Origin of the sequence: Phyllobacterium sp. (assembly GCF_037994425.1) — a bacterium.
Taxonomy (GTDB): domain Bacteria; phylum Pseudomonadota; class Alphaproteobacteria; order Rhizobiales; family Rhizobiaceae; genus Phyllobacterium.
The window spans coordinates 1-4,932 of record NZ_JBBNAM010000198.1 but is presented as its reverse complement, the minus strand read 5'-3'; the positions used below and the strand labels follow the sequence as shown (position 1 = coordinate 4,932).

6 protein-coding genes and 1 pseudogene are annotated in these 4,932 nt (G+C 59.3%); 1 reads left to right on the top strand and 6 read right to left on the bottom strand.

The window, feature by feature from the left end:
* From AAAB35_RS14020 to AAAB35_RS14010, 3 genes are all read right to left on the bottom strand, one after another.
* A partial coding sequence (locus tag AAAB35_RS14020) for an SDR family NAD(P)-dependent oxidoreductase (RefSeq protein WP_340668897.1) occupies positions 1-113 on the bottom strand: 113 nt, incomplete at its 3' end.
* 112 nt (positions 114-225) lie between these two features.
* Positions 226-987: a pirin family protein gene (locus AAAB35_RS14015; protein ID WP_112645430.1), complete on the bottom strand. Its 762-nt coding sequence runs from the start codon at positions 985-987 to the stop codon at positions 226-228.
* A 27-nt stretch (positions 988-1,014) separates the two neighbouring features.
* Positions 1,015-1,608 carry an isochorismatase family protein gene (locus AAAB35_RS14010; RefSeq protein WP_112824596.1) on the bottom strand — a complete coding sequence of 198 codons (594 nt, stop codon included), beginning with the start codon at positions 1,606-1,608 and terminating at the stop codon, positions 1,015-1,017.
* Positions 1,609-1,719: 111 nt separating this feature from the next.
* Between AAAB35_RS14010 and AAAB35_RS14005 the strand changes: the two genes are divergently transcribed.
* Positions 1,720-2,655, top strand: a complete 936-nt coding sequence (locus AAAB35_RS14005) for a LysR family transcriptional regulator (RefSeq protein WP_112645426.1) — start codon at positions 1,720-1,722, stop codon at positions 2,653-2,655.
* 12 nt (positions 2,656-2,667) lie between these two features.
* On the opposite strand, the gene AAAB35_RS14000 is transcribed toward AAAB35_RS14005, so the two are convergent.
* From AAAB35_RS14000 to AAAB35_RS13990, 3 genes and pseudogenes are all read right to left on the bottom strand, one after another.
* Positions 2,668-3,597 carry an alpha/beta hydrolase gene (locus tag AAAB35_RS14000; RefSeq protein ID WP_112668226.1) on the bottom strand — a complete coding sequence of 310 codons (930 nt, stop codon included), beginning with the start codon at positions 3,595-3,597 and terminating at the stop codon, positions 2,668-2,670.
* A gap of 108 nt (positions 3,598-3,705) precedes the next feature.
* A complete protein-coding gene (locus tag AAAB35_RS13995) occupies positions 3,706-4,254 on the bottom strand; it encodes a cupin domain-containing protein (RefSeq protein WP_340651863.1) in 549 nt (182 codons plus the stop codon).
* Positions 4,255-4,648: 394 nt separating this feature from the next.
* Positions 4,649-4,932 (bottom strand): annotated as a pseudogene (locus AAAB35_RS13990) (hypothetical protein); the annotation flags it as partial.

Sequence of the window (4,932 nt, the reverse complement as noted above, 5' to 3'; positions counted from 1 at the left end):
GCGTCGCCGACGTCGGCGACCGCGATGTCGAAGCCGTCCTGTGCGAGACGGAGGGCATAAGCCTGGCCGATGCCTGCTGCTCCGCCTGTTACAACGGCTGTTCCTTTGGACATGATGAAACTCCTCACTTGTGATCCGGTGGTCTTACAAGAGATGGCCGCGCTCGATCGTGGATTTAAGCGGGCAATTTTGGAAGTGACTGCTCCAGAAATGGAGCAGTCGATGTTAGCCGCTCATTGTTCCGGTGCGGGAGAACCTGTTCTTGCGGTCAACGAGGAAGACGACGACATCCGTGTCCTGCACGGCGGTGACGGAGGTGGCGGCCTGGTCCGAGATCATGAGGGCGTCATACTTCCGAAGAACCTGGTCGCCGACGATCGCCTCGCCATTGAACACGTAGAACCAGCGGTCGAAGCCGCCTTGCTTCGGAAGATCGATAGACGCCCCCGCGGGCAGGTGCGCGTCGTAGAGGTAGACAGCCTGACGAACCGTCGTGGGTGCCGCCGATCCAACCGGACCCGTGAGCAGCCGCCATTTCCCGTCGCGTTCTGACGCATCGAGGTCAACGAACTGGACCCATGCATCAAGCTCGGCGACGTTGGGACGAACGAAGATTTGCAGCATTTCAATCTGCTGGTCTCCGACCGTTTCCTCCTCGTGAGAAAAACCACGCCCCGCGTTCATCACCATCAGGCGATCAGAGGAAAGCACTTCGCTGCGCCCGGTCGAGTCGGTGTGCTTCATGTTCCCTGCGCGCATGTAGCTGATGATCTCGTCGTTGCGATGCTCGTGCATCCGAACGACGACACCAGGCTCCAGTTTCGCGTGGTCGATTGTCCCGAGTCCGCCGAAGCCGGGATCGTTGGGCTGCCTTAGTGCCACGCCCGGACGGATGCGGCGCACTTGGAAGGGACCGTGCGAGCGCAACATGTGGCTGCTGGTCGGCACCAGGACTTTACCTTGGATGGGTCTGACTTCGGCGGACATTATCGTTTCCTTTCTAGCGTGTCTTCCTCAAGCCGAGATCGGTGGCAGGACTTCAGTGAAGAGCAACTGGATGAGCTTCTGGCCGTTCTCGGAACCCCAGTTCTGGGCGAGTTCGGCGATCATGGTGTTGGTCGCGGTCAGGATGACGCCTGCGTCCTGCATGCGACGGCGCGACATGTCTTCGGAAAGCTCGTATGGCGAGCCGGAAGCGTCCATGACGGCCTGGACGTTGTAGCCTTCGCCGACAGCGTCGATAGCCGGGAATACCAGGCATACGTCGGTCGTTACGCCCGCCATGATCAGGTTCTTGCGACCGGTTGCTTCAACGGCCGTCTTGAAGTTGGTATCGGTCCAGGCATTGACGATGCCTTCGCGCTTGACACGCTTCTCGAATGCGTCAGGCAGGATTTCCTGCAACTCGGGCAGAAGCGGACCCTGCAGACGCTCTTCCTGGCTGGACGTCAGCACCGTCGGGATGCCGAGAATGCTGGCGGCCTTAGCAAGTGCCAGCGACATGCGCTTGGCCTGCGCCACGTCGATGTTCTTGATCAACTGCATGGTGCCGACCTGGTGGTCGATCAGGAGCAGCGCGGAATTCTCAGGGGTGAACAGCTTGGACATGATGTGATCTCCTTCAACAAAAGAGCGTCATCGCTCGTCAATGAAGATAATCTTGGAACGACATACCGGGGAGACTTGAAAATTGCCGAGGTTATGTTCCATTTATGAAACATGAAGACATTTGGAGATTTCGACGGCCTTGCGCTGTTCATTCGCATCGCGGAAGCGGGCGGCCTAGCCGCTGCGGAACGCTCGACGGGCATTTCCAAGGCGACGTTATCGCGTCGCCTGACGGCACTGGAAGTCACATTGAACATCCGCCTCGTACGGCGAACCAAGAAGGGCATCGTGCTGACTGACCAAGGTCAGCAGCTCTTCGACAGCAGTCGCGATGCGTTCCTTATTGCCGAGCAGGCGGTGTCGACCATCCAAGACGATAAGGTCGCTCTGTCTGGTACCGTCAAGCTCTCGCTGCCGCCGGATCTGGCAACCGAGGTGCTCGCGCCGATCCTGATTGGATTCAGGCAGCGGTATCCGGACGTTGTCATAGACATGACGCTTGGCGACCGCCGCGTATCGCTGATCGAGGAAGGCTACGACCTGGTTGTCCGGATGGGGGGCGTGGCAGATTCAGGCCTGATGTTCAAGAAGATAGCTTCATTGCCGAGAACGATTGTCGCCAGCCCGGCGTTCGTCGCGGCCCATCCAGAGGTCAAGGCGCCATCGGATCTGAATGCTGTCTCAGCATTGGCTATCCGGCGAGATCTGGTCGAGTGGGAGCTGAGAAGCGATCATGGGCAGGTGGCGAAGGTTCATCCGAAGATCGGTTTTGCCGCCAATCGCCAGACCATTCTGATCGAGGCCGCCATCTCCGGGTTAGGGGTCGCCAACCTTCCGGACTTCATGATCGATCGCGCGCTCGCTGCTGGCGAGCTGGTCCGGGTCTTGCCGGAATGGCGACCCTCGCCCGTCGAGATGACCGCGCTGTGGCAGAAGGACCGGATTACGGGTCGTCTGATCAAGGCGATCGTCGCTGAGTTCACGGAGGCGTTTGCCGAAAGACAACGATTGGCCGCAGAGGTCGCTCCTCACAGCCAATCGCTTTAGTACTCTGGGGTCCTACGGCCGCAGGAAGCGCTGCAAGGCCTCCAGTAGCGCCACAGGCTGCTCTTCGGCAGGGTAATGCCCGCATTCCGGAATGACGACGGAATCCACGTCGACCGCGACGGTCCGCAGCTCATCTGCCACCATCTCGCCGCATGCAAGCGCACCGGAGAACGCAAGGATTGGAACCGCGATCTTGCGCTCCTTGCGTCGACGGTACTGCGGGATGGATTGGTCAATCGCCCTGTAGTAGTCGAAGCTCGCCTTCAGAGCACCCGGAACGCGACGCAGTGTTTCGATGTAGAATTCCTTGCCATAGGCAGGGAAGCCCGCGGCCGATCCAGCCTTGGTGTCAAACTGATAGCCGAAGTACAGGTCTTCACGGCCCTCGACCAATCGTTCGTTCACGACGAGCGCGCGGTTGAAGTTGAAGTGCCACAAGAAATCACTCAGCCAGCGATCGTCGCTGAGGAGCGGCGGCGACGGCGAGAGACCGGGAATGATTGCTTCACCAAGCGCGATGCGCTCGATACGCTCAGGTCGATCGGCGGCCATTGCGTACCCGACCCACAGGCCAACGTCGTGGCCGACCATCGAAAACTTCTGGTGGCCGATGGTATCCATCAGGCCAAACATGTCGGCGACAAGCGTGTCGGCATCGTAGCCGCCGGCGGGCTTTTCGGAAAGTCCCACCCCGCGCGGGTCAACCGCGATCACAGTGAAGTCGCGGCTCAGCGGAAGCATCAGATACCGCCAAGCGAACCAGTTCTCCGGCCAGCCGCCCAGCAGCAGGAGGGCTGGCCCCTGCCCGCCGATTACGGCATGCAGGCCAATGCCATTTGCTTCGACGCGGTAGCTTCGGAACACTTCTCGGAAGCCGTCGGGAAGCTTTGGCACTCCCGAGACTGAGCCGAATCCGCTTAATTCAGTGAGGTGGGTTGTCATGGTTCTGTCTTTCTATTGCGCGCACGAGGCATCGGCGACCAAACTGGTCACGCCGATTACGGACGCTCAGTGACTTGCGGCTAAATCGCCGGAGGGAGTTGCTTGAGCCTATTGCCGCGGCAGAAACTCAGTTCGGTATTTGGGAGCGAGCTTCTCCGCATATGCCTTCTTCTCCTCCTGCCCGGTCGCGTCGGGCGCTGGTGCAGGTGACTGGCGATCGGGTATGCGATCGGCGATAGCGAGGAAGAACTCTTCCTGCCCGGCTGGCGTACACATGCACAGCATATGGGCTGGTTTTCCCGATCGATTGGCAAAACGATGTGGTGCGTTGGCAGGGATATTTACCGAGGCCGGAGCACGTAGTGTCTGCGTCTGGCCACGGAAGGTAAATTCCAACTCGCCTTCAAGCAGTGTGAACATCTCCTCGAAATCGTGACGATGCGGTGGGGGACCGCCGCCATCCGGTACCAGCATGTCGATGAGGCAGTAGCGCCCCTCGGTCTGCTCGCCTGAGATCAGGATCGTGTAGACGTTGCCCGCCTGGGAGATGTGGGCGGCCGCCGGATCGTCGGGATACACGACGGTAAGCGTCCTAGTGGGGTCGTCCGCCGGGATGGGCAACTCCGCCGGTATCGTCGTTATCGAATGGTTGGTCATCGTTTTGATCCCCGTTGCTTCGTGATCAAAACTTAAGGCTACTGCTCTCGACCTCAAGATTCGAAACTTGCCCACCTTGTGTTTCGATATTGAAACACTGAGCCGCCGTCGTCAGCGGAAGCTCATCGCTCGTGGAGAACGACCAGCCAACTGAAACAGACAAGGACAACAGCGCGGCCGGGTAGGTCCGCCGCCGACGCCGCTTCTTCTTAACCCGGAAGGCGCCTTCTCCGTTGGCTTAATCGTTGGCTATCGGACGAGCCACGTCGTCCTGGTCGATTTCGTCGGCAACTCGGCGACCAGGAGGAAACAGCGCGCCAGGTCTCTGCCGCCCTGCGGTCCTGAGCCCCGAGCGGCAAGGACGTGTCCACCGGAAGCGGCGCGCCTCTTTGGATCAAACGATTTGCTTAATGAAGCTTTCCAACATGATTTTCAGACGCTGAGCGTCCTCGTTGCCGTAGTTATCTTCCACTTTGGCCTCATGTTCCTCAACGCGCTTATTTTGCGACGCGAGCATGGAAGCGCCCTTGTCTGATAGAAACATCCGCACCTTGCGGCGCGGACATTTCAACCTGGCCGCTACAATGGATGTAGCTGGGGTGGGTTCTAGAAATGAAGTGCGACTTGCTAATGATCCCAATGGGTTATCAATTGCAAGGACGATGCAATGAAGCGCAC

Coding starts and splice junctions, on each gene's coding strand:
- AAAB35_RS14000 (WP_112668226.1), bottom strand. CDS start 3,597: ATGACAACCCACCTCACTGAATTAAGCGGATTCGGCTCAGTCTCGGGA.
- AAAB35_RS14005 (WP_112645426.1), top strand. CDS start 1,720: ATGAAGACATTTGGAGATTTCGACGGCCTTGCGCTGTTCATTCGCATC.
- AAAB35_RS13995 (WP_340651863.1), bottom strand. CDS start 4,254: ATGACCAACCATTCGATAACGACGATACCGGCGGAGTTGCCCATCCCG.
- AAAB35_RS14010 (WP_112824596.1), bottom strand. CDS start 1,608: ATGTCCAAGCTGTTCACCCCTGAGAATTCCGCGCTGCTCCTGATCGAC.
- AAAB35_RS14015 (WP_112645430.1), bottom strand. CDS start 987: ATGTCCGCCGAAGTCAGACCCATCCAAGGTAAAGTCCTGGTGCCGACC.